General features: G+C 35.2%; 26 protein-coding genes, 1 tRNA gene and 2 pseudogenes. 11 read left to right on the top strand and 18 right to left on the bottom strand.

Features of this window, described 5'->3' with window-relative positions:
* Positions 1-154: 154 nt before the first annotated feature.
* The 4 genes from AACH21_RS05845 to AACH21_RS05830 all read right to left on the bottom strand — a co-directional run bounded on the left by AACH21_RS05845 (position 155) and on the right by AACH21_RS05830 (position 5461).
* Complete coding sequence (locus AACH21_RS05845) at positions 155-1900, bottom strand: type I secretion system permease/ATPase (RefSeq protein ID WP_065094799.1); 1746 nt, start codon at positions 1898-1900, stop codon at positions 155-157.
* 690 nt (positions 1901-2590) lie between these two features.
* Complete coding sequence (gene lgt / locus AACH21_RS05840; RefSeq protein WP_010962823.1) at positions 2591-3382, bottom strand: prolipoprotein diacylglyceryl transferase; 792 nt, start codon at positions 3380-3382, stop codon at positions 2591-2593.
* A 6-nt stretch (positions 3383-3388) separates the two neighbouring features.
* Positions 3389-3838 carry an SsrA-binding protein SmpB gene (smpB, locus tag AACH21_RS05835; RefSeq protein ID WP_006279384.1) on the bottom strand — a complete coding sequence of 150 codons (450 nt, stop codon included), beginning with the start codon at positions 3836-3838 and terminating at the stop codon, positions 3389-3391.
* A 120-nt stretch (positions 3839-3958) separates the two neighbouring features.
* Complete coding sequence (locus tag AACH21_RS05830) at positions 3959-5461, bottom strand: ankyrin repeat domain-containing protein (RefSeq protein ID WP_338482432.1); 1503 nt, start codon at positions 5459-5461, stop codon at positions 3959-3961.
* A 116-nt stretch (positions 5462-5577) separates the two neighbouring features.
* Here AACH21_RS05830 and AACH21_RS05825 point away from each other — a divergent pair, with 116 nt between their 5' ends.
* Complete coding sequence (locus tag AACH21_RS05825; protein ID WP_077188223.1) at positions 5578-6108, top strand: Na+/H+ antiporter subunit E; 531 nt, start codon at positions 5578-5580, stop codon at positions 6106-6108.
* On the opposite strand, the gene AACH21_RS05820 is transcribed toward AACH21_RS05825, so the two are convergent.
* Entirely contained in the window at positions 6101-6517 is a 417-nt protein-coding gene (locus tag AACH21_RS05820; RefSeq protein WP_006279382.1) for a hypothetical protein, read from the bottom strand. The genes AACH21_RS05825 and AACH21_RS05820 overlap by 8 nt on opposite strands.
* A 330-nt stretch (positions 6518-6847) precedes the next feature.
* Between AACH21_RS05820 and AACH21_RS05815 the strand changes: the two genes are divergently transcribed.
* From AACH21_RS05815 to AACH21_RS05805, 3 genes are all read left to right on the top strand, one after another.
* A protein-coding gene (locus AACH21_RS05815) for an IS5-like element ISWpi1 family transposase (protein WP_236514306.1) occupies positions 6848-7680 on the top strand; the annotation gives its coding sequence in 2 pieces (ribosomal slippage) (positions 6848-7217 and positions 7217-7680; 834 coding nt in all).
* 109 nt (positions 7681-7789) lie between these two features.
* Positions 7790-8801, top strand: a protein-coding gene (locus tag AACH21_RS05810) for an IS630 family transposase (RefSeq protein ID WP_338482425.1) whose coding sequence is annotated in 2 segments (ribosomal slippage) — positions 7790-8251 and positions 8253-8801 — 1011 coding nt in all. Because the reading frame shifts where the segments join, the coding sequence is not laid out codon by codon here.
* Positions 8798-9193: a hypothetical protein gene (locus AACH21_RS05805; RefSeq protein ID WP_338482430.1), complete on the top strand. Its 396-nt coding sequence runs from the start codon at positions 8798-8800 to the stop codon at positions 9191-9193. The genes AACH21_RS05810 and AACH21_RS05805 overlap by 4 nt, the downstream gene beginning before the upstream one ends.
* Here the strand turns inward: AACH21_RS05805 and AACH21_RS05800 are convergent.
* The 4 genes from AACH21_RS05800 to AACH21_RS05785 all read right to left on the bottom strand — a co-directional run bounded on the left by AACH21_RS05800 (position 9138) and on the right by AACH21_RS05785 (position 12888).
* The gene (locus AACH21_RS05800) at positions 9138-10070 is read right to left on the bottom strand and encodes a tyrosine recombinase XerC (RefSeq protein WP_006279615.1); all 933 of its coding nucleotides are present in this window, start codon (positions 10068-10070) and stop codon (positions 9138-9140) included. The two genes, AACH21_RS05805 and AACH21_RS05800, sit on opposite strands and share 56 nt — an antisense overlap.
* A 2-nt stretch (positions 10071-10072) precedes the next feature.
* Positions 10073-11461 (bottom strand): dihydrolipoyl dehydrogenase, encoded by a 1389-nt coding sequence (gene lpdA / locus AACH21_RS05795; protein ID WP_236514553.1) that lies wholly within the window; start codon positions 11459-11461, stop codon positions 10073-10075.
* On the bottom strand, positions 11454-12563 hold the full coding sequence (locus tag AACH21_RS05790) for a PQQ-binding-like beta-propeller repeat protein (RefSeq protein WP_077188230.1): 1110 nt from the start codon (positions 12561-12563) through the stop codon (positions 11454-11456). The genes lpdA and AACH21_RS05790 overlap by 8 nt, the downstream gene beginning before the upstream one ends.
* Positions 12564-12711: 148 nt before the next feature.
* Positions 12712-12888 (bottom strand): hypothetical protein, encoded by a 177-nt coding sequence (locus AACH21_RS05785; RefSeq protein ID WP_265014317.1) that lies wholly within the window; start codon positions 12886-12888, stop codon positions 12712-12714.
* A gap of 34 nt (positions 12889-12922) precedes the next feature.
* Here AACH21_RS05785 and AACH21_RS05780 point away from each other — a divergent pair, with 34 nt between their 5' ends.
* The 4 genes from AACH21_RS05780 to AACH21_RS05765 are packed head-to-tail and all read left to right on the top strand — an operon-like array spanning position 12923 to position 13856.
* On the top strand, positions 12923-13216 hold the full coding sequence (locus tag AACH21_RS05780) for a transposase (protein WP_080717625.1): 294 nt from the start codon (positions 12923-12925) through the stop codon (positions 13214-13216).
* A 37-nt stretch (positions 13217-13253) separates the two neighbouring features.
* Positions 13254-13463: a hypothetical protein gene (locus AACH21_RS05775; protein WP_338482427.1), complete on the top strand. Its 210-nt coding sequence runs from the start codon at positions 13254-13256 to the stop codon at positions 13461-13463.
* Positions 13457-13630, top strand: a complete 174-nt coding sequence (locus AACH21_RS05770) for a transposase (protein WP_338482426.1) — start codon at positions 13457-13459, stop codon at positions 13628-13630. The genes AACH21_RS05775 and AACH21_RS05770 overlap by 7 nt, the downstream gene beginning before the upstream one ends.
* Complete coding sequence (locus AACH21_RS05765; protein WP_022626339.1) at positions 13605-13856, top strand: hypothetical protein; 252 nt, start codon at positions 13605-13607, stop codon at positions 13854-13856. The genes AACH21_RS05770 and AACH21_RS05765 overlap by 26 nt, the downstream gene beginning before the upstream one ends.
* Before the next feature lie 106 nt (positions 13857-13962).
* Here the strand turns inward: AACH21_RS05765 and AACH21_RS05760 are convergent.
* Together AACH21_RS05760 and AACH21_RS05755 are read right to left on the bottom strand one after the other, a co-directional pair.
* Positions 13963-14049, bottom strand: a tRNA-Ser gene (locus AACH21_RS05760).
* Positions 14050-14080: 31 nt separating this feature from the next.
* Positions 14081-14887 carry a DUF2163 domain-containing protein gene (locus AACH21_RS05755; protein WP_010962809.1) on the bottom strand — a complete coding sequence of 269 codons (807 nt, stop codon included), beginning with the start codon at positions 14885-14887 and terminating at the stop codon, positions 14081-14083.
* A gap of 145 nt (positions 14888-15032) precedes the next feature.
* On the opposite strand from AACH21_RS05755, the gene AACH21_RS05750 reads away from it, so the two are divergent.
* Positions 15033-15865, top strand: a protein-coding gene (locus AACH21_RS05750) for an IS5-like element ISWpi1 family transposase (protein ID WP_338482219.1) whose coding sequence is annotated in 2 segments (ribosomal slippage) — positions 15033-15402 and positions 15402-15865 — 834 coding nt in all. Because the reading frame shifts where the segments join, the coding sequence is not laid out codon by codon here.
* 36 nt (positions 15866-15901) lie between these two features.
* Here the strand turns inward: AACH21_RS05750 and AACH21_RS05745 are convergent.
* The 6 genes and pseudogenes from AACH21_RS05745 to AACH21_RS05720 all read right to left on the bottom strand — a co-directional run bounded on the left by AACH21_RS05745 (position 15902) and on the right by AACH21_RS05720 (position 21366).
* Positions 15902-16913, bottom strand: a protein-coding gene (locus tag AACH21_RS05745; RefSeq protein ID WP_338482425.1) for an IS630 family transposase whose coding sequence is annotated in 2 segments (ribosomal slippage) — positions 15902-16450 and positions 16452-16913 — 1011 coding nt in all. Because the reading frame shifts where the segments join, the coding sequence is not laid out codon by codon here.
* Positions 16914-17022: 109 nt separating this feature from the next.
* Positions 17023-17442 (bottom strand): annotated as a pseudogene (locus tag AACH21_RS05740) (IS5-like element ISWpi1 family transposase); the annotation flags it as partial.
* Positions 17443-18387: pseudogene (locus tag AACH21_RS05735) on the bottom strand (IS481 family transposase); the annotation flags it as partial.
* A gap of 282 nt (positions 18388-18669) precedes the next feature.
* Positions 18670-19428, bottom strand: coding sequence for a cytochrome c1 (locus AACH21_RS05730; RefSeq protein WP_338482827.1), 759 nt, complete (start codon positions 19426-19428; stop codon positions 18670-18672).
* Between the two features lie 368 nt (positions 19429-19796).
* Positions 19797-21029, bottom strand: coding sequence for a cytochrome b/b6 (locus AACH21_RS05725; protein WP_338482423.1), 1233 nt, complete (start codon positions 21027-21029; stop codon positions 19797-19799).
* 85 nt (positions 21030-21114) lie between these two features.
* Positions 21115-21366, bottom strand: a complete 252-nt coding sequence (locus tag AACH21_RS05720) for a J domain-containing protein (protein WP_236514981.1) — start codon at positions 21364-21366, stop codon at positions 21115-21117.
* Between the two features lie 169 nt (positions 21367-21535).
* On the opposite strand from AACH21_RS05720, the gene AACH21_RS05715 reads away from it, so the two are divergent.
* On the top strand, positions 21536-22108 hold the full coding sequence (locus AACH21_RS05715) for a NifU family protein (RefSeq protein WP_338482826.1): 573 nt from the start codon (positions 21536-21538) through the stop codon (positions 22106-22108).
* A complete protein-coding gene (gene hisS, locus AACH21_RS05710; RefSeq protein ID WP_077188193.1) occupies positions 22105-23328 on the top strand; it encodes a histidine--tRNA ligase in 1224 nt (407 codons plus the stop codon). The genes AACH21_RS05715 and hisS overlap by 4 nt, the downstream gene beginning before the upstream one ends.
* 24 nt (positions 23329-23352) lie before the next feature.
* Here hisS and surE read toward each other — a convergent pair whose 3' ends face one another.
* Entirely contained in the window at positions 23353-24105 is a 753-nt protein-coding gene (surE, locus tag AACH21_RS05705) for a 5'/3'-nucleotidase SurE (RefSeq protein WP_077190543.1), read from the bottom strand.
* Positions 24106-24588 lie beyond the last annotated feature (483 nt).

Raw genomic sequence — 24588 nt, 5'->3', positions numbered from 1 at the left:
ACCTAAGCCACTTTAGCTATATCTGCCGATTGACTTTAATTAATAAGAGTTATTAATCTATTTACTATTCTTGTAATATTATTTCTAATGGTAAAGAAATATATATTTTTCTGGAACAGTTGTTATTTCAGATACAGAATTTATTGTAAGTAAACTAACCATTTGCTGAAGAGCGCTCATCTTCTGTGGTACTTGATGATGGAGCAACTAATTTGCTCAAAATCTCATCTTTTGGTCCCATAGCGTAAATGACACCATCTGACATGAGGATCACCTTATCAACTACGGACAATAACGGTAGCTTGTGAGTGATGATAACAGTAGTAGTATTTTGTTTTCTTGCAATGCCAATTGCATTAATTAAGCATGCCTCTCCATTGCTATCTAAGTTAGCGTTTGGTTCATCAAGTACTAAAAGTTTTGTGTGACCATAAAAAGCTCTGGCAAGTCCAAGAAGCTGTTTTTGGCCGCCAGAGAGCGTTACTCCTCCAGGACCTCCTATTGTTGTATCATATCCATTTGGTAAGCTTAGTATTAGTTCATGTATTCCTGCAATTTTTGCTGCTTTGATTATTTCTTCAGGATTTGGATCTGGCCTCATGCGAGCAATATTAGCTTTGACACTAGTGTTAAATAACTCAATATCCTGAGGTAAGTAGCCAACATAATTACCAAAATTTTCTCGATTCCAAGTATATACATCAGCGCCATCTAGTCTGACTACACCAGATATTGGCTTCCATACACCAACAGTTAATTTTGCGATAGTGGATTTACCAGAAGCACTTGCACCAATAACACCAACTACATCTCCAGGATCTATAATGAATGATATTCCTTTTACTGTCGGCTTATTGCTTCCATAAGGAGTAAAAAATACTCTATCAAATTCCAATTTTCCTTCAGGTTCTGGTAGAGCCATCGTTTGCTCTCTTTTTGGCGATGTTAATATAAGTCTTTGTAGCCTTCCATATGACATTCTAGCCTGATTTAAAAACTTCCAAGTATGAACCGCAGCATCAAATGGTGCTAATACTCTACCCATTAAAATTGAAGCAGCGATGATGCTACCGGCAGTCTTATGAGCTGTGATTGCAAGTAATGCACCTGTTCCAATCACTGATATTTGCAGAGTTGAGCGCAAAAATTTAGTGATTCCAGTAATTACATTAGAGCGATTTTGTGCTTTAATTTGCATTGCTCGGTTCTGATCATTTCGTTTACACCAATCAGAGACTATGAATTCTGACATGCCCATAGCTTCAACCACTTCTGCATTTCTTGTTGCAACATCTATAGCATTGATATTCCGTATAGTTTCTTCGTTGGTTTCTTGTAATATTCGTTTAGTGGCAAGTTCATTCCATATTGCCATAGAGACTAATATAATAATTCCAGTAATAGCTATAAACCCCGTGGAGGTATGTATCATGAAAATCACAACAAGGTAAATTAACGACCATGGAGTATCAAACAGTGAGAATATACCATTTCCTGTAATGAAATTTTTTATCACTCCGAGATCTCGTATTGCTTCACCACTTGAAGTTGAGCTCTGCACTGACGTTAGCCTGATTGACCTTACTATCAGATCTGGTGTTGCAGTTTTATCGATCCAATCACCTATTTTTGCCATGGCTAAATATCGACAAGTTTCAAGCATTGCAGAACATGCAAATGCAGATAAAGTGATAATTGTCAGCATAGTTAGTGTTGATACACTTTCGCTCGATATCACCCGATCAAGCACTTGAGAGGTATAAAGTGGTAGGAATAACATTAATAAATTGATTCCCGCACTAAACCAAAAGATAAACCAAAATGCACTTTTGCATTTTTCTAGGCAAATATATAGAGTACTTTGCTTCAATTCTTTTTTTATTGATGGCGTAATTTCCACAATCTTCCTCTTAATTTGATTACATGCACCATATACAATTTTTATTACAAAAATATTAATAACGGTAGTTAGCTTACTTTAAGTGAGTAAAATATTAATATATGTGAATAGGAAATATAAACAATGGTAAAAAGAAGTATAGTTAATATTTCCTTCATTGCCTATAGCGAAGCTACGTCATACCGCGATTCATTCCATAGCTGTACGAACATTCATTTTTGAAGGTAAACTGCACAGCAAATGGTGTCATGAAAGTAGCTGACACTGGGATGGCTTTGTTGCATCGCTACTTATGAAAGGCTAACTATAGTTAGGATTATAAGTAACCTATTGAAAATCTTGTTTTTTTGCAATCAATCTGATCAAATTTAAGAATAGTAATTTATTATTTACATTAATAAATTTAATTCTATTGAAAATAGCTAAAGCATTGAAATTCTTGAATTTTAGCCGGATTAGTGAGTGGTAGTGAAATTTCTTTTACTCAAATTTAGGTATTCACTGACCGTTCTTGTTGTAAATACCAGAATAATAAGCTACTGATATTCTCCACCTTTTTTATCTTTAATCCATCATAGCTAGCGATGCAACAAAGCCCACCGATTCATTCTACTGCAACGCAGAAAATTCGTACAATTGTGCATAATGTGGGGCTTCTGGCTACATTTTTCTATTGAACTCACCTTTTCTCTATGTGACAGATTTCGTATTAAATTTTAAATTTAATGCGCCTAGATATACAAGCATTCCTAGCAAAACCATAGGTATAGAAAGCAACTGCCCCATAGTTAAATCAAGCCACAAATAGCCAATTTGATAGTCTGGTTCGCGAAAAAACTCAACGAAAAAACGTGCTATTCCATACCACATAACTGCAATACCAGTTAACGCACCGTGATACAGTCTTATTCTAGTTAAGAAAAACAGTGAATTTGCAACTGCAAAAAGTAGCAGTCCTTCAAAAAGTGCCTCATAAAGCTGGCTTGGATGATGCAGCAAATTATCACCACTCTCTGGAAATACCATACCCCATGGCATAGTTGTAACTCTGCCAAATAACTCTCCGTTTATAAAATTGCCTATGCGACCTAAAAATAAACCTATGGGAACTCCGCAAGAAACTAGGTCCAGTGCATAAAATGTAGGGATATTATGTCTTTTACACGAAATTATTACTGCAAGCAAAACTCCTATAGCACCACCATGAAATGACATCCCTCCTTCCCAGGTCTTCAATATCTCAATAGGGTTGCTTATATAAAGAACTGGATCATATATCAATACGTAGCCAAGTCTACCTCCAAGGATAATACCTACAATAGTGGCTGTTAATAACGAATCGTAAAAATTCTTAGTAAATATTTTTTGGTCATCTAGCTTATGTAAATACCAATATGCAAACACTATACCCAAAACGTAGGCTAAGGAATACCAATATATAGAAACAGGACCGATGCTGAAAATTACTGGATTTAAAGACATATTTTGCTATAAATTATTCTTAGACAATCTACTTTTTTCACGATCCCACTCTCTCTGTTTTATGGTTGCTCTCTTATCGTAGAGTTTTTTTCCTTTTACAATGGCAATTTTAGTTTTTGCAAATCCTTTATCGTTAAAATAGACCGAAAGCGGCACAACAGTTATCCCAGCAGTCTTGATTTGACCAATTAGTTTATTTATCTCCTGTTTATGCAAGAGTAATTTACGTTCCCTTTTTGGTTTATGATTTTTTCGGTTCGCAGCTTTATATTCTGCAATATGCATATTGTGCAGCCATACTTCGCTATTCTTTTCAACAACATAGGCGTCGGAAATATTTACTTTTCTTTCTCTTAGCGATTTAACTTCACTGCTTAATAAGACCATACCCGCTTCAAATTCTTCTAAGATGAAATATTCAAACCTTGCTTTCCTATTTTCTGCAATAACTTCCATATTTAAAGATATCTTTAAGCTTCAATATATTACAGAGTTTTTGACTTAATTCATAATAAAACAGTTATCCCAATAAATATAAGGTGCCAGGCTAGTCTGATAGCAACAGGATAACAAAAATCAAGTAAGTACTTCTTTTGCCTTTCCAGATACAAGTTCCTGCTTTACTCCTTTCATTTCAGTTTTAGGCTTTGACATTATATATTGACCAGCACCAACTATGAGCGCAGATCCTGCAGCTAGTCCAATTATTGCTGGTACAGATAGGGCAGTAGCAAATGCAAGTGCAACACCAACTATCACTGCAGTTACAAAACACACAATAACACCTTTTACAATTGCATTTTTTGCAGATTGTTCTTTTTCTTTCACAATTGCATTTTTTCCAACCTGTTTTTCTTCCTTTTTCTCTGGAAGCTGCATTACATCTTTATTTTCAGTAAGATCCTTTGGCGTTTTTTTATTCTCATTTTTTAACGTTTGCTTTTTTTCCGCTTCCTCTAAAAGCTGAATTATACCTTGATATTTAGTAAGGTCTCTTGGCGTTTTTCCATCAACATCTTTTAATGAAGGGTCTGCTTCAGTGTGTAGCAGAACCTCCACCACTTTTATTTTGCCATTTTCAGCAGCAAGATGTAAAGGAGTACGTCTATCACCATTTTTTGCCTTAACCTTTGCTCCTTTTGCGATTAGAGTTTTTACTATATCTTCGTGGCCATTTGCAGCAGCAACATGCAAAGGAGTCCATCTATCAGCATCCTTTATATTAACATCTGCTTTCTCAACTAGAATTTTTACTACCTCTATGTGGTTATTTTCAGCAGCAAGATGTAAAGCAGTACATCTATCATCATTTTCTGCATTAACCTTTGCTCCTTTTTTGATTAGAATGTCTACTACATCTTTATGGCCCTCTCTGGCAGCAAGATGTAAAGGAGTACATCCATCATCATCTTTTGCATTAACGTTTACTCCTTTATTTAATAGGTTTTTCACCTCCTCCTCATTATTATGTTTAACAGCTGAAAGCAAAGCTTTGATGTTCTCTTGTGCCTTTAATAGAGCTCCTTTTACCACTTCATGGCCTTTTTGAGAAGCAAATGTTAAAGGAGTCCATTTATAATGATCTTTCGCATTAACATCTGCTCCTTTTTCAATTAGAGTGTTTACTACATTTTCGTGGTTCTTTTCAACAGCAAAATGTAAAGAAGTCCATCCATCACCATTTTTTGCATCAACAATTGCTCCTTTTCCAGTTAGAATGGTTACTACATCTTTGTGGCCATAGTGAGCAGCAATATGTAAAGGAGTAATTTTATTATCATGTTCTGCATTAATATCTGCCCCGTTTTCAATCAGAGCTTTTGCTACATTTGCATAGTTCCAATAAGAAGCAAGATGTAACAATTTGACTTTCTTAGAATTTTGACCACAAGATATAGTAAATATGTAATTTATGTCAGATCCACTATCGTTGTCAGGTTTACTCTTTTCCCACTCTTGACATAAATCTGGATCTTCTTCTTGTAACTTAGCTTTTATTTTTTCAACTATATTGTCCTTGCTCAAATCTGAAAGGTCATTTATTTTTTTTAATATTTCCATAAATTTGTCATATTTCATAACTTCCTCACTTAAAAAACATAACTTAGTTGTTATATCTTTCAACATAGAAGTCAAGAACCTAAATATTCGTTATTATCTTTCCTTAAAGAGTCATTTAAGTTATATTACAGACTATGAAAAACCTCAACTTTAGGAAGGAAATCAAGTTTTTTTCTCTGTCATTTATAATTTTATTTGTTCTATGGACTGTATTGTCTGGTTATTTTGAGCCGTTTTTTATTTTTTGTGGAGTGTTTTCCTCTATATTCACATCGTTTATCTTTAGAAGGTTGATAAACGCTGAAAGAGCTCTTAGCCAGATTTTAAATAGTACGAGTAGACTATCGTTTTATAAGTTAGTAAGTTATATACCGTGGTTAATGTACCAAATCATTTTATCAAGTGTTTATGTAACAAAAAAGGTGCTACAACTCAAATCTAAGCTTGAACCGATTATTATCCTAAGAAAATGCAAAGGGCATAATGACGAAAGCATTGCGTTATTTGCCAATTCAGTCACAATCACTCCCGGAACTTTAACTATCAATGTTGAAAGCAAGCAAAAAACGTATTTGTCTACCATATGCTTGATAGATAAAAACCTTGAAAGCGGCATTTCTGAAATAGAAAACAAAATCTTAAAAATACTACGTTCAGTTAAGTAATTGCTTTAAATAAGTTAACAGCATCCTTATATTCCCTTACAAGACTTTCAAGCATTTCTTTTGGAAGGCTATTATTAACAATAGAACATAAATAATTATATAAATCTTCTAACCTTAATATGTTATTTCTCTTCTTGCTGTTAAATTTATACGGAAAAATACCTTCCATAACTTCAATAGTAGTAGCCTTGTTTAAAAATACATTTTCACTTGTCACGCTTATTCTTGCTAAAACAGTGTTAATTTCAGGTTCGTCACTCGTATAAAAATCTGATAGCTGAGTTATTCTAATAACGTACAAAGTTACTATTTTTGACAAGCAATTATCAGCATATTCACAATTTTTTATTACCTCCCACTGAGTAACCTGAGATTTACCTATTTTTGCATTGTTCGGTAATTTACTCATTGAACTTTCTCCATTTAATCCAGTGTAATAAATTATACTAATACTTTGTTAAATAAATAATAACGCGATTACAAAAATATATACTTATAGTGGTATATTATACAAAAATAGCACAATATCTAAGCATTAAAGCTAGTTTTAGCTGGATACATGGGGCTATTCGTTATTTTGTGTTGTCCAGTGAGGTCCAAAATTAGAGGTCCACTTATATAAAGAGTTTAGTCTGCCTTCTTTGCTATAAAATAAGTTTTCCTTTTGAGCTGTTTTGTTAGAGGTTGTCCGGAAACAAGTAAAAGGCTATAATATCTGAAATTTTAGTACGGGGTAAAGATGAGAAAAAAGTATCCAACAGATCTAAGCGAAAGGGAATGGGCAAGAATAGAAAAACACTTCAGAGTATCATACAAGAAAGGAGGAAGGCCGCCAAAGTATAGCAAAAGAGAAATATTAGAAGCAATTTTCTATGTATTGCGTACAGGGTGTCAATGGCGGTATTTACCAAATGATTTTCCGCTATGGAAGACTGTGTATGAGCAGTTCAGGCAATGGAAGAAGCAGGGAATTTTTGAGAAAATGAATTATGAAATTACAAAATATAGTAGAAGAAAAATAGGAAGGAATGAGCAGCCGAGTGCCTGTATAGTAGATAGTCAATCTGTAAAGACTACAGAAAAGGGGGGATCAAAGGCTATGATGGAAGTAAAAAAGTAAAGGGTAGAAAAAGGCATATAATTACAGACACTCAGGGTTTTATACTAGGTTGTTACGTAGGCGCTGCTAACGAAAATGATAGAGATGGTATTAAAATAGCATTAAACAATATGAGAACAAAATATACTAAAGTTAAAAAAATGTGGGCTGACATGGGATACCAAGGAAGAAATTTAAAGAATCACATAAAGGAAGAATATGACATAGATATTGAAATTGTTACAAGGCCTCCATGTAGATTTTGGGTGCACAAAGATACGCCACCTGAGCTACTACCAACAAGAGAACAAGGGTTTAAAGTACAGCCAAGAAGATGGGTTGTAGAAAGGACTTTTGCTTGGGTTAATAGGAATAGAAGGCTATCGAAGGAGTATGATTTACTCACAACATCCACTGAGAATTTCATATACCTAGCTATGAGTAGGGTTATGTTAAAGAGGGAATATGCTTGAATTTACTAGTTTCCGGACAACCTCTAATACCAATTCCCATTACAGGGCAAACAGATGGACAATGATGGAAGAAAAGCCATACTGAAGTAAGTAAAATAGCGAGGTTTAAATGGCATTAAGATCAAAATTATTGGATGAAAAAGTAGTAGAATCAGCAAAAGAAATGCTGAAGAAAGTAAGGAATAATGCATATGTTTCAAAAAAACTAAATGCTGTAATTGCAGCAAAAAAGTACAGTATAACGGCTGTAGCAAAAATATATTGCATTTCAAGAAGCGCACTAACTTCGTGGGTAAAACTCTTGAAAATTGGCAGAGAAGAAAAACTGTTTGCTCCTTCACAACGTCGTAGAAAAACTAAATTAAATCAGGCTCAACTACAGCAAATTGAAGAGTGGATAGAAGAAAATCCTAATATCACCATTAAAGAAATGAGAATAAGAATCCAGGAAAAGTTCGGATTAAATATCAGCAAATCTACAGTACACCGCCATATGCAAAAGATGAAATTCTCATATATTACACCAAGACCAGTTCATAATGGACAAGATAAAAGCAAACAAGAGGAATTCAAAAAAAAATCTCAATGGAGCTATTAGCAAGTATCCAGAAAAAGAGCTATTTTTCTTTGATGAATCACGGTTTGGTGCACATTCAAAAGTTGGACATGTGTGGTTTAAAAAGGGGATTAGAACACAGGTTAAAACAAAATTAGGTAGGCAAAATTTCTATCTCTATAGTGCAGTTAATCCTAGAAATGGAGAGAGTTCTAGCTTATTTGCACCAAATGTCAACACTGATTGCATGAACATATTTCTTGAGCAAATTTCGCAATATCTAGAAACACGAGAGGCTTTTCTCGTTATGGACTGTGCTAGTTGGCATAGGTCAAAAAATTTAAAGGTACCTAAAAATATCGACATTATATACCTACCTCCATACTCACCTGAGCTAAATCCTGTTGAGAGGCTTTGGTTATATATAAAACAGAACATTTTGCGCAATAAAATATACGATACAATTGCTCTACTTGAGGGTGCTTTGTGCAAATTTATTACTTCTCTTGCCAGCTCCACAATTAAACAACTCTGCAATGTTTCCTATTTGACTGGACAACAATGAGAATTGGTATTACTAATCAAGTAGCTCGACTGACTGAAGAAAGAGATAGGCTTTCATCAGAAAATAGACGGCTCTGTACTGAAAGTCTGAGTAATAAAAACGAAAAACCCTCGCAAGCAATTTCTCCTGGTAAAAAACAAAGCAACTACGCTTCTGCTGCTTTTGTATTATCTGGAGCGTTTGCTGTTGGTGCATGTTTAGCAGTTTTATACGATTATCCAGTAATAGGTTCTTGTCTTACAGCAGTTGCACTGGTTCTTCTTTTAGTAGGATATTTTTTATACAAAGGAGATGAAAAAGACATAGGACCTGGTAGTGCCACAGATAATCCTCGAGTTACAAGGGTTTTGGCTTCTTCTCCAAACTTTGTTGGAAATTCTTATACATATTAAAAACATCTTGATAATTGAGGTGAGTGTAAACTTGAGTGGTCTCAAGACTCGAATGACCAAGCAGTTGTTGTATTGATCTTATGTCAATATCTTCCTGAAGCAAATGAGTAGCAAAACTATGACGAAATGCATGTGGAGATAAGATTTCTGGCAGATTTAATATTCTCCTTATTTTCTGCAAACGATTAGCCACATAAGTTCTTCCCAATTTTTTTCCTCTTACTCCTAAAAAAAGATATTGTGCTTCATCATTAATGCCAAGATAAGGACAGGTTTTTACATATTCCTGTATACATTTTTTTACTACCGGAAGAATGAATACCTGCCTTTGTTTATCTCCCTTACCTGTTACTATTAAACTTTCATTGTTAATATCACTAACCCTAAGGTTCAACGCTTCACTGATTCTTAAGCCTGTACTATATAGCAGGACGATAATCGCAATTTCTCTTTTTACCACCCAAGATTCGCCCAGATCGGATAGTTTCATTTCTTTCAATAAAGTTTTTATATTAGGTATTGATAATGCTTTGGGCAAAGTTCTTCTCTGAATTGGCCTTGATAAGGAAAATACAGCTTCATTGTCTATATTGTAGTTGTTTTTTATGTACTTGAAAAAATTTCTGATTACTGACAATGCACGAGCGTTAGATCTTGCATTCACACCTCTTGCGTAACGAGAGGTAAGCCAACTTCTTAACTCAGGTACGCTCAATTTTTCCAAAGTGCCGACATTTACTTCTCCACCAATGTGAGTATTTAGGAAACTTATAAGATCCTTCAAGTCCCTCATGTATGACTCTAAAGTGTTTGGTGAATAAGATCTGTTGCACCTCAGCCACTCATACCATTTTTCAATGATTGAACCGAGGTCCACAATTATTTTTTAAAGAAAGCATCGATGCACGCATCTCGAAAGGCTTCATTTATATCAGGATGAGAGTGACAAATTCTGTATATATCCTCTGCTGCTGCGCCATATGCCATTGCAACCGCTGCTTCGTTGATTAGCGTATCAGCGTATGCTCCTATGATATGCACACCTAGTATTGTATCTGCTCTGCTACAAGTCAGCACTTTCACGAATCCTTCAGCATCATCAGTGATTTTTGCTCTGCCATTTGCAGCAAATTGACACTTACCCACTTTGTATTCACGGCCAGCATTTTTGAGTTCCTCTTCGGTTTTACCAATCGAAGAAACCGCAGGGTGAGTGTAAATGACAGATGGTATGATTCCATAATCAACGTGAGGTACTTGCCCAGCGATTATCTCTGCAACTGCTACCCCTTCTTCCTCTGCTTTATGAGCAAGCATTGCTCCACCGATCACATCACCAATAGCAAATATTCCTTTCACATTAGTTTCATATCTGTTGTTAACTTGAACGAAACCGCGATTATCTTTTTCTATTTTTTCATCAATACCAAGATTCTCAGTGCATGGTTTGCGACCTACTGCAACCAGCACCTTATCTGCTTCTATAGTATTTGTTTGGTTATCTTGAGCAGAGCAAACTTTCACACTCAAAGAGTTACTACTTTGTTTTATCTCCTCAACTTTAGTGCTAAGTAAAAATTTTATTCCTTGTTTTTGTAGACTAGAAAATAGAGACTTACTTAATTCTCCATCCATTGCTGCAGCGATTCTGTCAAAAAATTCTACTACAGTGACTTCAGACCCTAGCCTCCTCCATACAGAAGACATTTCAAGCCCTATTGCCCCGGCTCCGATTACGACAAGTTTTTTTGGTACTTCAGTTAAAGATAGTGCACCGGTGGAAGAAATAATACTTTTCTCATCGATATTAATTCCTGGCAAAGAAATAACGTCAGAACCGGTTGCAATTACTATATTTTTTGTCTTCAGCACCTTACCTTCAACTGAAACTTCAAGATTACCTTGGTCAAAAGAAGTAATTTCCCCAAGCCCATTGACTTTAGTGATTTTGTGAAGGTTAAACAGATATTCTATACCTTTTCCAAGTTCCTGAACTCTGGCATCCTTATAGCCTAGCATTTCTTTTAAGTCGAAACTTGCGTCCTTAATTTTTATGCCAAACTTCGACAGATCATTTTTCGTGTGAGCATACTGATAGGAAGAATGGAGCAATGCTTTGGAGGGTATGCACCCAACCCGCAGGCACGTACCACCAAAAATGCTATTTTTATCTATGCAGGCAACTTTCAATCCAAGTTTTGCAGCAGCGATAGCACACTTATAACCACCTGGACCACCACCTATAACAATCAGGTCATAATCAATCATAAAGAACAAACCTATTTTCTAAAGAATAAACACCTTTTCCCTCAGTTGTTACATATATTTTATCGTGAGTAAACACTGGAGTGTGAAACACATTGCCAGGTACTTTGACTACCTTTCCTGCATTTTCAGATCCCGGAAAAGCAAACATTGAACCTTTATTGCTTGTCACCCACAGTGTATGGGCATGCATAATTGGAGCAAACAATTGCGTATTTTCTATTAAATCAGATGCCCAGACTGTTTCTCCATTTTTTATATCCAGGCCAATTATTTTATCGTCTTTAGTAACTATAAAAATTCTTCCGCCTTCTTTTTGCTCCTTTGGAGGAATAAGAGGACTGTAATATGATTCAATGTCTGATACACTTTTTACTTGCAGTGACTTTGACCATAAAATATTCCCTGATTTTACGTCAATACCATAAATATAAGAATTGTTTGTAGCTATTAAAGTATCGCCAAGCACTCTCGGTGTAGTAGTTACATCTGTGAGCTGTGTATCCAAAAGGTTTGTAGCCAATTTTTGGCTCCACAATTTTTTACCGTCTTCATTAAAAGCTATTAACTCACCATTTGAAAATGGCGCTATTATTTTATCGTTAGAAATTGCTGGCGATATGGAATACAAACCTCGAACCTCATTGATACCGTTTTGATAAGCCCAAACGAAGCTGCCATCTTTTATATCAAACACGTACAGATAATTATCAATAGTCAATACTACCAATTTATTGTTTATTACTGCTGCTTTCTCTCTTACTGGAGCTCTCAATTCTTTTTCCCACTGAATCTTGCCGGTTTTTGCATCTATTGTGTGTAGAACGTTATCCACTATAAAGAAAACGTTTCCTCTGTGACGCAATAGGCTCATGTTACTAATTTTTTTTCTGTGTGAGAGGTGTAATTTCCAATTCATAGCCTTTGAGTTATCAATATCAAAGGAATATAAAGCGCCGTGCTTGTCTGATAAAATAACGCTATTTTCTGTAAGCACTGGAGCTACATATCCTTGAGATAGTTTTTTATCCACTAGACTTATTCTCTCGCTTGCCATTGTGTAACTGCTACACAATAACATTATCATGACAATTATTACTTTCATTATTTATTGAAAACAAGATTCATTAATATACATCTTAAGAACCTTAATTACAACGGAAATGTTCTTGCTGCATGTTAAAAACGTTGATTTATGAACGAAATATTATATTATTATGTGAGATAATGTATACTCTTAGAGGTAGTACACCTCATCCACTATGCGGCAACGTGCATAGCTGTACGAACATTGAGATATAAAAGTAATTTATACCAAGAAGAAAGATGTCATCCAAATAGCCTCTTTTCCTGTCATCCCAGTGCTTGACACTGGGATGGCTCTGTTGCATCGCAACTGAAAAAATCTGGTGGCTACTGACAAAATTCATTATAAAATAGCCATTTAACCGCTTAAGGAAAAATATGCCACAAAAAATGAGAGTTAGTAACTGCCATGAATATAACAAATTTCTAGAAAAAAGAGGAAATATTTTTCGTTACATCGATAAAGCTATCGAAAATTGGTATGAAAATAGTCCAAAAATGCAGGGCGGCAACTATATTTATAGTGATAAAGTTGTGATTTTAGTGCATATAATCGTTAATCTTTTTAGAATTGGCTTAAGACAAACAGTCGGGTTTATAAAAGGATATTTGCAACAAATAGGAAGAGATTTGGCAGTTATCAGCTATTCGCAAGCTTCAAAAAAAACTTAATATTAAGATCAATGATTGCAGAATTGATAAAAATAATATGGAAGATATCGAAATTGCCATAGACAGTACAGGAATTAGTATATACAACAACACTCCTGGTCATAGCAAAGAAAATAGCGAAGATAGAAAGTATCGCAGCTATGAACAGACAAGAAAATTGCATGTAATGTTGAATACAAACAGCAAAAAAGCCATAGCTGTAAAATACAGTAACGGTCTGATCACTATGGAGCTTGTGATTTGCTAAAAGAAGTCGATTTTCAGTATGTCATAAAAGTACTATATGCAGATAGGGCATATGACAGAGAAAAGCTCTATAAGCTGTGTAATCAATATGGTATAAAAACGAAAATTCCTCCGAAAAACAACGCAGCAGAGCATCCAAAGTATGGCAGAGAGAAATGCTGCAATTAGACTAATAAAGTCATACAGCGAAGATGGAATGAAGAGGTGGAAAAGGCAAACAAACTACGGAAAAAGATCTTATGTAGAAAGTTTTTTCTCGCGACTGAAACAAACATTCGGGTTTAATTTTCGGAACAAATCTGAAATTAATCGTGGGAAGGAACTGCTACTCAAGTGTTATTTGCTTAATCAATTTACTGACATTGGTATGGCTAAATTTGAAATGGCTACATGAATTTATCGTAAATTACCACCGCATAGTTGTAACATTGTACCATATTACAATGTTCGTACAGTTGTGTGCGCGACCGGGGGTTTTATACTATTCTAGAAGCAACATACGGAAAAGGGGGGATTCGAACCCCCGACATATTTTCATATGTGCACGCTTTCCAAGCGTGTGCTTTAGACCACTCAGCCACCTTTCCATGCTTATTCATAATATTGAAAATTGTACTGCTAAACAATATAAAAACCTGGTATATAGGGTTCACCACGAAAATTCACAGTATTGTTAAACTTGCTTCTGCAAGTTGGAAATGTTTTATCGCAACCTGCGAGTATTGAATATTTATCTCCAGCAAAAATTTGGTATGGAGGCGAAGTAAACAACGTAACTACTTTATTTTTATATTCTTTTACTACACCTTCAAACGCTATTGAGCCAAAGAATTTTACTACTCCGTGCTTATAATATTCATCACTCTCAGTTAAATTCGTGTCTTCAAATCTTCTTTCGTCTATTACTTTAGTGATTGTACTTATTTTACTAAATTTTTTAGTATCGGCTTTACATTTATCATCGCAAAATTGTGCTCTGCATGCAGGAGAGTATAATTCTGCTATGCTTCTCTCAAGCTTTGCTGAAAGCCCTCTAATTTCAACAATAAATCTTCCACTACTTAATGTCACTTTACCAAAAATTCCTGAATGTAGATTCATTGTTCCCTGGGTCAAGTCTTTATAATTCACAAGAAATATTTCAATATTTGCAAAGTCGTACTTTCCTGATAAAACATCTTCTTCTTTAATATCAGCACTATTTAATATCCCTTCAATTTCTAGATTATCAGTTTTTAAATCGCTGTTTAATATTATACTACTGGCTGTAAATCCACTTGAAGATTTATAGAGTATATTATCAATATTTAAATCTTCATCATAGTCAGTGAATCCCATTACTTCTCCACCTGCGAGCTTTAATTTCCAGCACGTAGCGGTGGTAAGTAATTCTCCAGCTAAATGATTTTTTAGTGTGGTTTGCATAGGGGCCTCTTGCTTAATTGATTAAATTTGAAAGTAGCTATACGGCCAGTAGAATAAGGGCAGTGTGTTCTTTTCTCATCATCTAAGAGGTTGTCCGGAAACAAGTAAAAGGCTATAATATCTGAAATTTTAGTACGGGGTAAAGATGAGAAAAAAGTATCCAACAGATCTAAGCGAAAGGGAATGGGCAAGAATAGAAAAACACTTCAGAGTATCATACAAGAAAGGAGGAAGGCCGCCAAAGTATAGCAAAAGAGAAATATTAGAAGCAATTTTCTATGTATTGCGTACAGGGTGTCAATGGCGGTATTTACCAAATGATTTTCCGCTATGGAAGACTGTGTATGAGCAGTTCAGGCAATGGAAGAAGCAGGGAATTTTTGAGAAAATGAATTATGAAATTACAAAATATAGTAGAAGAAAAATAGGAAGGAATGAGCAGCCGAGTGCCTGTATAGTAGATAGTCAATCTGTAAAGACTACAGAAAAGGGGGGATCAAAGGCTATGATGGAAGTAAAAAAGTAAAGGGTAGAAAAAGGCATATAATTACAGACACTCAGGGTTTTATACTAGGTTGTTACGTAGGCGCTGCTAACGAAAATGATAGAGATGGTATTAAAATAGCATTAAACAATATGAGAACAAAATATACTAAAGTTAAAAAAATGTGGGCTGACATGGGATACCAAGGAAGAAATTTAAAGAATCACACAAAGGAAGAATATGACATAGATATTGAAATTGTTACAAGGCCTCCATGTAGATTTTGGGTGCACAAAGATACGCCACCTGAGCTACTACCAACAAGAGAACAAGGGTTTAAAGTACAGCCAAGAAGATGGGTTGTAGAAAGGACTTTTGCTTGGGTTAATAGGAATAGAAGGCTATCGAAGGAGTATGATTTACTCACAACATCCACTGAGAATTTCATATACCTAGCTATGAGTAGGGTTATGTTAAAGAGGGAATATGCTTGAATTTACTAGTTTCCGGACAACCTCTTATACCAATTCTCATTGTTGTCCAGTCAAATAGGAAACATTGCAGAGTTGTTTAATTGTGGAGCTGGCAAGAGAAGTAATAAATTTGCACAAAGCACCCTCAAGTAGAGCAATTGTATCGTATATTTTATTGCGCAAAATGTTCTGTTTTATATATAACCAAAGCCTCTCAACAGGATTTAGCTCAGGTGAGTATGGAGGTAGGTATATAATGTCGATATTTTTAGGTACCTTTAAATTTTTTGACCTATGCCAACTAGCACAGTCCATAACGAGAAAAGCCTCTCGTGTTTCTAGATATTGCGAAATTTGCTCAAGAAATATGTTCATGCAATCAGTGTTGACATTTGGTGCAAATAAGCTAGAACTCTCTCCATTTCTAGGATTAACTGCACTATAGAGATAGAAATTTTGCCTACCTAATTTTGTTTTAACCTGTGTTCTAATCCCCTTTTTAAACCACACATGTCCAACTTTTGAATGTGCACCAAACCGTGATTCATCAAAGAAAAATAGCTCTTTTTCTGGATACTTGCTAATAGCTCCATTGAGATTTTTTTTTGAATTCCTCTTGTTTGCTTTTATCTTGTCCATTATGAACTGGTCTTGGTGTAATATATGAGAATTTCATCTTTTGCATATGGCGGTGTACTGTAGATTTGCTGATATTTAATCCGAACTTTTCCTGGATTCTTATTCTCATTTCTTTAATGGTGATATTAGGATTTTCTTCTATCCACTCTTCAATTTGCTGTAGTTGAGCCTGATTTAATTTAGTTTTTCTACGACGTTGTGAAGGAGCAAACAGTTTTTCTTCTCTGCCAATTTTCAAGAGTTTTACCCACGAAGTTAGTGCGCTTCTTGAAATGCAATATATTTTTGCTACAGCCGTTATACTGTACTTTTTTGCTGCAATTACAGCATTTAGTTTTTTTGAAACATATGCATTATTCCTTACTTTCTTCAGCATTTCTTTTGCTGATTCTACTACTTTTTCATCCAATAATTTTGATCTTAATGCCATTTAAACCTCGCTATTTTACTTACTTCAGTATGGCTTTTCTTCCATCATTGTCCATCTGTTTGCCCTGTAATGGGAATTGGTATTAGAGGTTGTCCGGAAACTAGTAAATTCAAGCATATTCCCTCTTTAACATAACCCTACTCATAGCTAGGTATATGAAATTCTCAGTGGATGTTGTGAGTAAATCATACTCCTTCGATAGCCTTCTATTCCTATTAACCCAAGCAAAAGTCCTTTCTACAACCCATCTTCTTGGCTGTACTTTAAACCCTTGTTCTCTTGTTGGTAGTAGCTCAGGTGGCGTATCTTTGTGCACCCAAAATCTACATGGAGGCCTTGTAACAATTTCAATATCTATGTCATATTCTTCCTTTATGTGATTCTTTAAATTTCTTCCTTGGTATCCCATGTCAGCCCACATTTTTTTAACTTTAGTATATTTTGTTCTCATATTGTTTAATGCTATTTTAATACCATCTCTATCATTTTCGTTAGCAGCGCCTACGTAACAACCTAGTATAAAACCCTTGTATGGTCCCAGAGTGTGATGGTGTGGATTTAGTATAAATAATTCTGGAGACTGTGTCCACTGATAACATATAAATTCATAAGGAGTAAGACCCTTAAGAGTTTTGAGTCTCTTTGCATAATTATAAGCCATAACAAAGTTATAAAGGTGTTCTTTAAGTTGCTGGTGCGATTGATAGTAATACTTCTTAACTGTAGCATCCTTTAAAGTTTTATTCATACGCTCGACTTGCCCATTCGTCCAAGGATGGCTAACTTTTGTCAAACGATGTTCAATAACATTCTCTTCGCAAACTCTATCAAATATATGTTGGAAAGCATACTTATGACGCTTCTGGTTTGTAAATTGTATACCGTTATCTGTCAAAATAGTATGGATTTTATACGGTAAAATTCTAATCAAATTACGTAAGAACTCAGCAGCTATGGGTTTTGTAGCACTGTTACACAACTCAACATAGGTAAATTTGGATGTCCTATCAATAGCAACAAACAAATGTAATTTGCCCTCCTCAGTTCTAACTTCAGCAATATCAATATGAAAGTAACCGATAGGATATTGTTTGAATTTCTTTTTTGACTTAACTTCTCCATCAACAGTTGGTAATCTGCTAATGTTGTGTCTTTGTAAACAACGATGCAAGCTAGAGCGAGTCAAATGCGGAATTGTAGACTGCAGAGCGTAAAGGCAATCATCTAGTGGCAGTAGTGTATACTTGCGAAATGTAACTATTATAGCTTCCTCTTCTAGCGTTAAAACAGTTGATCTTGGATGCTTTGGACCCATATCAGCATCTTTCGTAAATGAACGTTTTCTCCACTTAATAATAGTTTTTGGATTAAGGTTATAATGCTTGGAGAGTTTTGCTATGCTCTCTTTTCTATTTTGTATTGCTCTACGAATCGTCTGTGTTGTTTTGGCGCACCCATGTAATATCTGTCCCATAATGACTCCTTAAATGATGATGATAGTATACCATCACTCTCTGGGACCATACATCTAAATCGTGAAAAAGAACTGCTCATTAAGTGCTATTTGCTTAATAAATTTACTGACATTGGTATGGCTAAATTCGAAATGGCTACATGAATTTATCGTAAATTATTACCGTATAAGGTACGATGCGACAAAGCTATCCCAGTGTCAGCTACTCGGATGACACTGTCATAAAGGAACCAGTGTTAGCTACTTGGATGACAACCATTGTGCTTGAGGCAAAATTGACTATCACTTCTTTTTATAGAGCTTGCTCCAAACTTTGTTGTTAGTTAATACAAAAAACACTGTTAAAATTATAAAATACGCCACTACTTTTAATCCAAGTTTATGCCGGCGCTCTAATTCTGGCTCTGCTGCCCATTGTAAAAAATTTATCACATCATACGCCATATTTTCAACTGTGGCTTGCCTTGCACCATCATATTCCACCATTTCTTCAGAAAGTGGTGGCGCCATAGCTAATCTGCCTGTTGGAAAATACGAATTAAAATATAAATCATTTTCATCGTGTTCGCCGTTTTGATAGCCTGTTAACAATGAATAGACATAATTTGCACCATCATGCCTTGCTTTAATAATTAATGATAAGTCTGGTGGGACTGCACCATTGTTGCTTGCTGCAGCTGCTTCTTTTGTATCAAAAGGTGCAATAAAATAATCCGAAGGTATTCCAGGTCTATCGAACATTTCACCCAAATCATTTGGGCCATCTTTAACTTGATAAGAAGCTGCAATCTGTTTTACATCTTCTTCAGAAAAACCAACATCTTGCAAATTACGAAATGCTACCCTATTCATTGAATGACAAGCAGCACAGACTTCTTTATACACTTTATAGCCACGCTGAATTGACTCTCTATCGAAAGATCCGACAATTCCATCAAATTTCCAGTCTATTTTCTTATTTGGTGATGATTTAAATTCTTCTGCAGATATAAGACTAGATAGAAATAACATGCAGAAGATTGCAAATACATTAGATCCCATGCATAACCACTGTTTTAGTAAATTTCGAATTGATGTCATGCAAGTAGCTGACACTGGAATCCAGCTTATTTCATCACTGACATTATGGTTATCGTGCACTCCTAGAATCTGTTGTCCATTGCATGATTTGTAAGTATTTTTATACCTGGATCCTAGTGTCAAGCACTGGGATGAAAACGGAAGATAGTGGAATGACACTGTGTGTTGTATACAACGTTCATACAATTGTGTACATGATGCTGGAATCCATTTATTTTTTTTCTGGATCCCAGTGTCAAGCACTGGGATGACAAAAGAGGGCTCTGGGATGACAGGAGAGAGTTCTGGGATGACAGAGAATTTTGTAAGAGATCTGCTTTGAATTGACATCACCTCATCTCCGGCACAGAATCACTTAAGGTTTTTGGTGGTTCTTTTGGCTTTTCATACTTACTAAGCAGTGGTAAAACTATCACAAAGTATGCAAAGTAATAAAGAGTAGATAGCCTACTCATAGTGATGTAAGGCTCTTTTACCTCTTGTCCTCCAAGCCAGGCAAGAAGTACAAAATTTATTGCAAAAACCCAAAAAAATTTCTTAAACACCGGGCGATAAGCACCACTTTTAACTTTTGATTTATCAAGCCAAGGTAACAAAAACCACACTAAAATAGACGCAAACATGGTAAGCACACCAGTAAGTTTATCTGGAATTGAACGTAGCATTGCATAAAAAGGTAAAAAATACCACTCTGGCACTATGTGTACCGGAGTTACCATAGAGTCAGCTTCTATATAATTGTCTGGATGTCCAAGATAATTGGGAGCATAGAAAACAAATGCGAACAAAACTACAAAAAACAGACCAAAAGTTATGCAATCCTTGACTATATAATAAGGATAGAGAGGGATGGTATCCTTATCTGATTTTACCTCCACTCCACTTGGGTTACCAGAGCCAAACCTATGCAGAGCTATCACATGAAGCATAGCTAAAGCAATAATAACAAAAGGCAGAAGATAATGCAGAGCGAAAAAACGGTTAAGTGTTGGGTTATCCACTGAAAAACCACCCCATAACCATATAACTATTTTATTGCCAATTAAAGGTATAGCAGAAAATAAGTTGGTTATAACTGTTGCACCCCAGAAACTCATTTGTCCCCAAGGCAATACATACCCCATAAAGGCAGTTGCCATCATTGCAAAAAATATAAATATTCCAATAAACCACACCATCTCTCTCGGTCTTTTATAAGATCCGTAATATAATCCACGCATTATATGAACATAGACTACCATAAAGAAGAGCGATGCTCCAACAGCGTGAGTGTAGCGTATTAACCACCCGTAATTCACATCCCGCATTATGCGCTCTACACTATTAAACGCATAATCAACATGCGGAGTGTAGTGCATAGCAAGAAATATACCTGTTATTATTTGTAAAATTAGCGCTATACCAGCCAAAGAGCCAAAGTTCCAAGCATAATTTAAGTTTTTTGGTACTTGATAAGAAGAGGTGTGTTTTAGAAAAGAAAATATAGGCAGTCTATATTCTATCCACCCTAATATGCCTTTTTCTTCTTCTATCGTTGTTTTTTTTTTAGTATCATCTTGCATAACTTAAAGCTTTCTCTACCTTTAACTCGTTTTATTGTAGCAGCTTATCCTTTATGCACAAATAAAAACTTTAAAGCAATATTAATTACCTCTTCAGCAACCTATCACGTGCCGCGTTTAACTTTTGTGCAAAATATTCCGAGCCTCCCTTATCTGGATGAACTAACTTCATTAAATTTTGATATGCTTTATTGATTTCATTTTGACTTGCCTCAGGATTCAGCCCCAGTATCTTTAATGCTTCATCTTTGGATATGTTGTCACCAGTGTAATTTTCAGTATAACTTCTACTGCTATTAAATTCGTTCAAAAACTTACTCAATATAGAGTTCATCATGAAACTTATGTTATTTTTTTTTGTCAGGAAAAGAAAAAATACAACAACGCTAGGCAAGACAAATGTAATTACTATGAATACTAAAAAAAGAAAAAAGATGAATGACATGTATATTTTTTTATCATTTTATGATTAAATAGTAACAATTATAATTGTCATGGTAAATAACATGTTCATCCAGATTGAAGAAACACCAAACCCAAATACGCTAAAATTCCTTCCTGGATTTGCAATTCTAAACGAAGGAGAAACGGCTGATTTTTCAAATGCAGATGAAATAAAAAACTCCAAGTTAGCAGCAAATCTTTTTCAAATAGAACATGTGGTAAGAGTGTTTTTTGGTCATGATTTTATTTCAGTAACAAAATTGGGTGGAATTAATTCGGATACACTAAAAGTAGAAATTTTAACTACAATCATGGATCACTTTACTTCAGGTGGAAAAGCGCTAGATAAAGAAGGAGTGAATGATAATAATATATCAGATGAGGAATTTTTCGATGAAAATGATATAGAAATTGTAAATAGAATAAAAGAATTGATGGAAAGTTATATCAAACCTGCAGTTGCTCAAGACGGTGGTGATATCAAATTCCGTGGCTATAAAGATGGAATAGTTTATGTTGAGCTGCAAGGAGCCTGCTCTGGATGCCCAAGTGCTGCAATTACCCTCAAGCAAGGAGTGCAGAATATGCTGAGCTACCACATACCAGAGGTTGCGGGTATAGAGACCACACTATGACTAATCAAACGGTTAGAGGAACAAAAGATCTCCTGTTTGATGAATGGTACAAGTTTAAATACATTCAGCAAACAGCAAATAGAATCTCAAGTCTATACGGCTTTTTGCCCGCCCAAACTCCAATATTTGAATACACGGAGGTTTTTACAAAAACCTTAGGTGATAGCTCAGATATCATCACTAAAGAGATGTATAGCTTCAATGATAAAGGGGGAAAGAGCATAACTTTACGTCCTGAGTTCACTGCAGCGATTGTTAGGCTACTCATTGAAAAAAAACTGCAAACACCGATAAAATTATTCTCAACAGGACCTGCATTTCGCTATGAAAGGCCGCAAAAGGGAAGACAAAGGCAATTTCATCAGATAAATTTTGAGGTTTTTGGCATAGAAGATCCAAAAGCTGATATTGAATTGATATCACTCGTTCAGCACTTACTAACTGAATTTGGCATCAATAAAAATGTAAAGCTGGAAATCAACTCTTTAGGTGATGGTGAAACAATAACTAAGTATAGAGAAGCTTTGATCTTATACTTTACAAAGTATCAAAATGATCTATCAGAAGATAGCAAAAATAGGTTGATCAAAAACCCACTCAGAATACTGGATTCCAAGGATGAGAAAGATAAATCAATAATTTCTGATGCTCCTAAAATCAGCAATTATTATACGAAAGGGTCCTCAGATTTCTTTGAACAAATACTAAATGGATTAACAATTCTTGATATACCTTATACCGTAAACAATAAACTAGTTCGAGGTTTGGATTATTATTGCCACACAGTGTTTGAGTTTGTTACAGAGGATTTAGGCGCACAAGGGGCAGTTTTTGCCGGTGGAAGATACGATAATTTAGTATCTTCAGTGGGTGGAAAACACACTTCAGCAATAGGATTTGCAGGAGGTATTGAACGCATAATGGAGTTAATCAATTATTCTCCGAAAGAAGAGCGACCTATTTACCTAATTCCAATCGGTAGAGAGGCTGAAGAATATGCCCTAACACTTGCAAATGAATTGCGCAGAAATGATTTGTATGTGATCTATGAATATAGCGGAGCGCTTAAAACCCGAATGAAAAAAGCAAATCAAGCAAATGCTAAAGTTGCTTTAATTTTTGGCGATGAAGAATTGAGTAGTAAAACTTTAAAGATTAAAAACATGGATACAGGTGAAGAAAAAATAATTGCTCGCGATAACACAATAGAAAACATCTAATTAGGAGCAATGCAAATGTTTTTCTCAGTCAGCTATAGAAGAAAATTCGTCTGCACAAGAATTTTTCATAGCATTCAATGTATCATAATCTGTAAAATCTAATTTTACTGGTGTGATAGTAATAAATCCTTCTTTTATTTTATTTACACTACCACTGCCTGAGTGCTCTCGAGACCAATTTAAGCTAAAAGAGCCATTCGAATTTTCAGTAAAAATTAAATCCCCATCAATGTTATATTCACCTTGTTCAGCAAATTCTACTCCTTTTACTTTTTCTGTAGCAGGAAAATTTACACTCATCACTATGTTTTTAGGCCAACCAACCTTAACGAGCTTGGCAATAACCTTTGGTGCAAAAACCTTTGTATTGTGCCAGTCTATTTTATCATGATAAACTTGGCTCAGTGCAATAGAAGGTATAGACCTTGCAGCACCTTCCATTACAGCACCAATTGTTCCTGAATAACAAATATCGTCCCCGACATTTGATCCAATATTTACTCCGGACAATATTAAGTCTGGTTTTTTATTCATAACTTTATTTAGCGCAATAATGACACAGTCTGCAGGAGTACCAGACACACTAAATTCCCTTTCACTATGTTGTTTTATTCCAATAGATTGTTTCACTGGATAATCAAGAGATCTTGCAGCTCCGCTTCTATCAGTATCTGGTGCCACTATCCATATTTCTGACGCAAAATTCCGTGCAACCTCTTTGAGTAATTTTATTCCTTCACTTCCAAAGCCATCATCGTTTGTTATCAATATTATCATATACAATACTCAGCTATACAGCTCCAAATTATGTAAATCACTGGCTGTAAATAAACTCATGAGGCTTTAAGTTTCTTTGCATAACTACGAACTGTAACAAAGAACCTGCTGTAAATCAATAGATTTCTTGCACAGGCCATAACTGTCATTACAATAGAAACGAAAAAACCTACTTGACAAACTCCGCCAGCCCCCTTATCATGAAACTGAAGCTATTTATTTATCTTCGCAATCTGTGCAGGTTAATGACAAAAAACTTAGGGTATTTGGCGTCTCATGTTTAATTTTTCGCACTACGTGCATCGCATGTCTTTAAAAATTTTTAGGTTTTTACCTATATAAGCCGAAACGAGCTTACAAAGCGTTTAAGACAGCAAAAAACGTCAAATTGACAAGGGAGAATTTGAATGCTAGCTACTACGGGGTTTCTTTGCCTTTTTTCCTGCTTAGTAAATTTCTTAAACACTTGCGGTGTAGGTTAGT

It is taken from the genome of Wolbachia endosymbiont (group A) of Ophion costatus (assembly GCF_963969245.1).
Lineage (GTDB): Bacteria > Pseudomonadota > Alphaproteobacteria > Rickettsiales > Anaplasmataceae > Wolbachia > Wolbachia pipientis.
Note: the sequence above shows the minus strand (reverse complement) of the source record. Positions and strands in the feature narration are given on the sequence as shown.

What these genes read in the sequence shown, in the direction of transcription:
- lgt (WP_010962823.1), bottom strand. Translation starts at nt 3,382, where the DNA reads ATGTCTTTAAATCCAGTAATTTTCAGCATCGGTCCTGTTTCTATATAT.
- smpB (WP_006279384.1), bottom strand. Translation starts at nt 3,838, where the DNA reads ATGGAAGTTATTGCAGAAAATAGGAAAGCAAGGTTTGAATATTTCATC.
- AACH21_RS05830 (WP_338482432.1), bottom strand. Translation starts at nt 5,461, where the DNA reads ATGAAATATGACAAATTTATGGAAATATTAAAAAAAATAAATGACCTT.
- AACH21_RS05825 (WP_077188223.1), top strand. Translation starts at nt 5,578, where the DNA reads ATGAAAAACCTCAACTTTAGGAAGGAAATCAAGTTTTTTTCTCTGTCA.
- AACH21_RS05820 (WP_006279382.1), bottom strand. Translation starts at nt 6,517, where the DNA reads ATGAGTAAATTACCGAACAATGCAAAAATAGGTAAATCTCAGGTTACT.
- AACH21_RS05805 (WP_338482430.1), top strand. Translation starts at nt 8,798, where the DNA reads ATGAGAATTGGTATTACTAATCAAGTAGCTCGACTGACTGAAGAAAGA.
- lpdA (WP_236514553.1), bottom strand. Translation starts at nt 11,461, where the DNA reads ATGATTGATTATGACCTGATTGTTATAGGTGGTGGTCCAGGTGGTTAT.
- AACH21_RS05790 (WP_077188230.1), bottom strand. Translation starts at nt 12,563, where the DNA reads ATGAAAGTAATAATTGTCATGATAATGTTATTGTGTAGCAGTTACACA.
- AACH21_RS05785 (WP_265014317.1), bottom strand. Translation starts at nt 12,888, where the DNA reads ATGAATTTTGTCAGTAGCCACCAGATTTTTTCAGTTGCGATGCAACAG.
- AACH21_RS05780 (WP_080717625.1), top strand. Translation starts at nt 12,923, where the DNA reads ATGCCACAAAAAATGAGAGTTAGTAACTGCCATGAATATAACAAATTT.
- AACH21_RS05775 (WP_338482427.1), top strand. Translation starts at nt 13,254, where the DNA reads ATGGAAGATATCGAAATTGCCATAGACAGTACAGGAATTAGTATATAC.
- AACH21_RS05765 (WP_022626339.1), top strand. Translation starts at nt 13,605, where the DNA reads ATGGCAGAGAGAAATGCTGCAATTAGACTAATAAAGTCATACAGCGAA.
- AACH21_RS05755 (WP_010962809.1), bottom strand. Translation starts at nt 14,887, where the DNA reads ATGCAAACCACACTAAAAAATCATTTAGCTGGAGAATTACTTACCACC.
- AACH21_RS05730 (WP_338482827.1), bottom strand. Translation starts at nt 19,428, where the DNA reads ATGGGATCTAATGTATTTGCAATCTTCTGCATGTTATTTCTATCTAGT.
- AACH21_RS05725 (WP_338482423.1), bottom strand. Translation starts at nt 21,029, where the DNA reads ATGCAAGATGATACTAAAAAAAAAACAACGATAGAAGAAGAAAAAGGC.
- AACH21_RS05720 (WP_236514981.1), bottom strand. Translation starts at nt 21,366, where the DNA reads ATGATGAACTCTATATTGAGTAAGTTTTTGAACGAATTTAATAGCAGT.
- AACH21_RS05715 (WP_338482826.1), top strand. Translation starts at nt 21,536, where the DNA reads ATGTTCATCCAGATTGAAGAAACACCAAACCCAAATACGCTAAAATTC.
- hisS (WP_077188193.1), top strand. Translation starts at nt 22,105, where the DNA reads ATGACTAATCAAACGGTTAGAGGAACAAAAGATCTCCTGTTTGATGAA.
- surE (WP_077190543.1), bottom strand. Translation starts at nt 24,105, where the DNA reads ATGATAATATTGATAACAAACGATGATGGCTTTGGAAGTGAAGGAATA.